General features: G+C 41.7%; 1 protein-coding gene. It reads left to right on the top strand.

Annotated elements, in window-relative coordinates:
- The first annotated feature begins 23 nt into the window (after positions 1-23).
- Positions 24-533 (top strand): hypothetical protein, encoded by a 510-nt coding sequence (locus tag B1C82_RS20340; protein ID WP_086449389.1) that lies wholly within the window; start codon positions 24-26, stop codon positions 531-533.
- Positions 534-691: the final 158 nt, after the last annotated feature.

Below are 691 nucleotides of genomic sequence, written 5' to 3'. Positions count from 1 at the left end.
GTTGTGCGCCATAAACATATTAAATGAAAAAACCTATAGTAAGACCATCGCACGAAGAATTTGTAAATCTTGCGGAAACAGAATTTCTATTCTTAGAGGTAGACTATAGTTTTACGAAAGAATGGGATTCAGTGGATGCATTTCATGTAACTTATTCAAGTTCTCGTTTAAAGATCCATATTAGAGGGTGGAGTTATGGGGAATATGCATGTGTAACAATATTTTTTGGGGAAGAGGAGCTTCCATACCACGAGTATATAACTTCATTACGCAAAAAACTGACTCTTACGACGGGGAAAAAACAATTGGACGATTTGAAAGAATATGCGTATAGGTTAAAGTTTGAATGCCGAGAAATATTAGAAGGTAATCTCACTTGCTTAATACCGTACAGACCTTTCCCGAATGCTGAAAAGGCCTGGCGCAAAAGAGATTATTCAGAAATTGTAAGGCAACTGCAGAATGTTAGTTTACCACTTAGCCAAGCATGGAGCAATCGGCTTGAACATGCAAAGAAAAATGTAAAGCACTGATCATTGTAATTTTACGGCGCACAACTGTCGGTGCTTCCGCTACGTTCGTGGATCGCTAACGCGACCACTCGCTCGGGCTGCGCCACATTCGCGTCCGTCACTGCACTTGCTTACGCAAGTTCGCGCCGTTGCGAACGTCGGAACACCTTGGTCGTTAT

The organism is Leptospira venezuelensis, from assembly GCF_002150035.1.
Taxonomy (GTDB): Bacteria; Spirochaetota; Leptospiria; order Leptospirales; family Leptospiraceae; genus Leptospira_B; species Leptospira_B venezuelensis.
This window is presented reverse-complemented; position numbering and strand designations above follow the sequence as displayed.